The organism is Synechococcus sp. R6-10 (assembly GCF_047461815.1).
GTDB lineage: Bacteria > Cyanobacteriota > Cyanobacteriia > Thermostichales > Thermostichaceae > Thermostichus.
In genome coordinates this window covers 1-3,306 of sequence record NZ_JANSHW010000278.1, presented here as the reverse complement: position 1 = coordinate 3,306, position 3,306 = coordinate 1, and the positions used below count along the sequence as shown (strand labels likewise).

The 3,306-nt window shown below is 60.8% G+C and carries 5 protein-coding genes; 3 read left to right on the top strand and 2 right to left on the bottom strand.

From position 1 onward, the window contains the following. On the bottom strand, positions 1-266 hold a 266-nt coding region (locus tag NW837_RS08560), incomplete at its 3' end, for a creatininase family protein (protein WP_414330689.1). Between the two features lie 174 nt (positions 267-440). On the opposite strand from NW837_RS08560, the gene NW837_RS08555 reads away from it, so the two are divergent. Beyond that, positions 441-863: a hypothetical protein gene (locus tag NW837_RS08555; RefSeq protein ID WP_414330686.1), complete on the top strand. Its 423-nt coding sequence runs from the start codon at positions 441-443 to the stop codon at positions 861-863. On the opposite strand, the gene NW837_RS08550 is transcribed toward NW837_RS08555, so the two are convergent. Further along, positions 860-2,125 (bottom strand): aspartate aminotransferase family protein, encoded by a 1,266-nt coding sequence (locus NW837_RS08550; RefSeq protein WP_011433033.1) that lies wholly within the window; start codon positions 2,123-2,125, stop codon positions 860-862. The two genes, NW837_RS08555 and NW837_RS08550, sit on opposite strands and share 4 nt — an antisense overlap. A gap of 153 nt (positions 2,126-2,278) precedes the next feature. Between NW837_RS08550 and cysC the strand changes: the two genes are divergently transcribed. Next, the gene (gene cysC, locus NW837_RS08545; RefSeq protein ID WP_414330683.1) at positions 2,279-2,806 is read left to right on the top strand and encodes an adenylyl-sulfate kinase; all 528 of its coding nucleotides are present in this window, start codon (positions 2,279-2,281) and stop codon (positions 2,804-2,806) included. A 96-nt stretch (positions 2,807-2,902) separates the two neighbouring features. Continuing rightward, positions 2,903-3,306, top strand: a 404-nt coding sequence (locus NW837_RS08540) for an alpha/beta fold hydrolase (RefSeq protein WP_414330680.1), incomplete at its 3' end; no start/stop codon positions are given.

Below are 3,306 nucleotides of genomic sequence, written 5' to 3'. Positions count from 1 at the left end.
CCGGGGAAATGCCAATGCTCGTTGGCTTTGCCGTAACATTGGGTGGGCAAAACATAGGCCGGGATCTCAGGCTCCAGCTTCTCCATGGCGCGCCCAATGATCGCCGTGCCGATGCAGGCATCCACCACCAGGGGCAGGTGGGGCCCATGTTGCTCGATTGAGGCAACCGGCTGAATGATCACCACATTCTCTTTGTCGGGCATGGCCTGGATCTCCGTCCAGGTCAGGTAGGGGAAAAAGCGGTGGGGCGGGACAAAAGTGTGCATCATGGCGGGATCCGTTCAAGTTTGATCAGAAAGCTACCTAGCACCATGCCACAAAATCGGGTTCACGAAATGCCCGCAAAGACGGGATCCCCGGCCAACCCGCCTGCCAAAGAAACGTAAGAAAGCCATCGATTAGGATAAGTACAGTCTGTACAGTTTCCGGTCAACGATTGCATGACCCTGTTGCCTTGTTTGCCCGCCCAGTGTGACTCTGTTGAGGGCCTGCGTCTGCTGGGGCGCCCTTTGCCCGCCTCGGCGGAAGTGGGCAGCGCTCCCCCCTCACCCCGTCCCATTCTCGCCCTGCCAGGGTCGCAGGCCACCCTCTATGTGGAGCTGATTCAGGTTTCTCGCCACAGTCTTGAGGCAGGCTCTGACACCCCGCCGCTGCTCTGGGTGCGACCTCTCCTGCTCAGGCAGGGATCCCAAGTCTTGAACCTGCGGGCCACCTCGGATTTGCTCTGGCCTGCTGCCGGCTTTGTTCCGGCCTATGCGGAGGAGGTGTTGCCCCTTTTGGAGCAGGCAAGGGATCCCGCTCCCCGCGAGCCCTCTGCCCGACAGCAGTTGCAGGCATTTCTGCGGCAAGTCTGGCGAGGCTAGGCTGCCCCGGAATGGCCAAGGGAGGCGGCCAACCTTTGCAAAGCCGATGCCAACATCGCTAGAGCCGCGTCAATTTCTGCCGGGGTGACGATCAAGGGGGGCACAAAGCGCACCACCTGGGATCCTGCCGGCACCAACAACAGCCCGCAGTCCATGGCTGCCTTGACCACTTCAGCCGCCGGGATGCGCACCACCAAGCCCTGAATCAGGCCCCAGCCCCGCACTTGCTCAACGAGCTGCGGAAACTGCTCCGCCAAGCGGGACAGCCCCTGACGCAGATACACCCCTGTCTGCTGGGCATTCCAAACCAAACTCTCCGACATTAGCGTGCGGCAAACCGCCAGGCCCACCGCACAAGCCAAGGGGTTGCCCCCAAAGGTGCTGGCGTGATCCCCCGGCTGAAACACGGCGCAAAAGTCTTTCGCCAACAAGGCCCCGATGGGGATCCCACCGGCCAGGCCCTTGGCCAAGGTGAACACATCCGGCTCCACCCCCAGGTTACAGTGGCCCCACAGCATGCCAGTACGGCCCATGCCCACCTGCACCTCATCCAAAATCAGCAGAATGCCCCGCTCGCTGCAGATCCGGCGCAACCATTGAAAATAGGCGGGATCCCCCGGCACAACCCCCCCTTCCCCCTGCAACGGCTCCAACAGCACGGCACACACCCGCTCGCCCCAGCGCTCCAACACCGCTGCTGTGCCCTCGATGTCGTTGTAGGGAACGTAATCAAAGCCGGGCACCAGAGGGGCAAAGTCTTTTTGGTATTTGGGCTGGCCGGTGGCGGTAATGGTGGCCAGGGTGCGGCCATGGAAGCTGGCATGGGCGGTGAGGATCATCGGATCTTGGATCCCGCGCACCGTGTGGGCATACTTGCGAGCCAGCTTAATGGCTCCCTCATTGGCTTCCGCCCCTGAGTTGCAGAAAAACACCTTGTCGGCACAGGAGTGCTGGGTCAGCCATTGAGCCAGTTGTGCCTGCGGCTGGTTGTAGTAAAGGTTGGAAACATGGTGCAACTGTTGTGCCTGCTCGGTGAGCGCCTGAATCCACAGCGGGTGGGCATGCCCCAGGGTACAGGTGGCAATGCCGGCCACAAAGTCCAGGTACTCCCGCCCCTGCTCATCCCAAACCCGACACCCCTGCCCGCGCACCAAGGTCAGGGGATAGCGCCCATAGGTGGCCATCACATGCTCGGCAAACAGCTCGGCAGTTGTCGGGGATCCCGAGGGGGCACTGGCAAGAGGCGAAGTTAGAGGAGACATGGCCGGTAAAAGATTGCTGTCGTGTTGGCGGCGCGGAGCGCTTTGGGGCTGTGCAAGCCGTGTTTCGAGTGTACCACCCTGCTTTGGAGATGATATTCTGGCGGGGCCAAAGATTCAGGGATCCACAGCAAACAGACAGAAGCAAACAGACAGATGTCGCGGCGGGGGGTAACGGTCTGGTTTACGGGATTGAGCGGGGCGGGCAAAACCACCCTGAGCTGCGGCGTGGCCCAGCAGTTGCGCGCTTGGGGGCTGCCGGTGGAAGTGCTCGATGGGGACCTGGTGCGGCAACATCTCACCAAGGGTCTGGGCTTCAGCAAAGTGGATCGGGAGGAGAACATTCGCCGCATCGGCTTTGTGGCGGAGATGCTGACTCGGCACGGGGTGATTGTGCTGGTGTCGGCCATTTCCCCCTATCGGGCAGCACGGCAGGAGGTACGGCAGTATATTGGCAGCTTTATCGAAGTCTTTGTGGATGCCCCCCTGGAGGTGTGCGAACGCCGGGATGTGAAGGGCCTCTATCGAAAGGCGCGGGCAGGCTTAATCCAGCACTTTACCGGTATTGACGATCCCTACGAGCCGCCGGAACAGCCGGAGGTGGTGTGCAAAACCGCCGAGCAAAGCATCTCCGAATGTATTGACCTAGTGGTGCAAAGCTTGAAAAGCAGAGGTTATTTGTAGCAGACTCGCTGCTCTTACGCTGCCCGTAGAGGGTGGGCTTCCCCCCGGAGTAGCTGCAAAGAACCTAGAATTAAGAAAGGCTTACAAGCAACTCCTATGGCTTCGACATCGGCATCGGCCACTCCCATTTCGGCGCAGTGGATCTGGCGGGGGCAGTCAGTTCATTACGTCAAACAGGGTGAGCAGGGGCAGCCTCTGCTTCTGGTGCACGGCTTTGGAGCCTCCACCGACCACTGGCGCAAGAACATTCCCGAATTGGCTCAACACTACCAGGTGTACGCCATCGATTTGCTGGGTTTCGGTCGCTCCGCCAAGCCCAACTGGGACTACCGCGCCGAAATCTGGCGGGATCAGCTGCGGGACTTTTGCCAACAGGTAATCCGTCGGCCTGTGGTGGGGATCGGCAACTCCCTGGGCGGCTATGTGGTGCTCAGTTTTGCGGCGGAGTGGCCGGAGTGGGTGCGGGGCGTGGTGCTTTTGAATGGGGCAGGTGGGTTTTC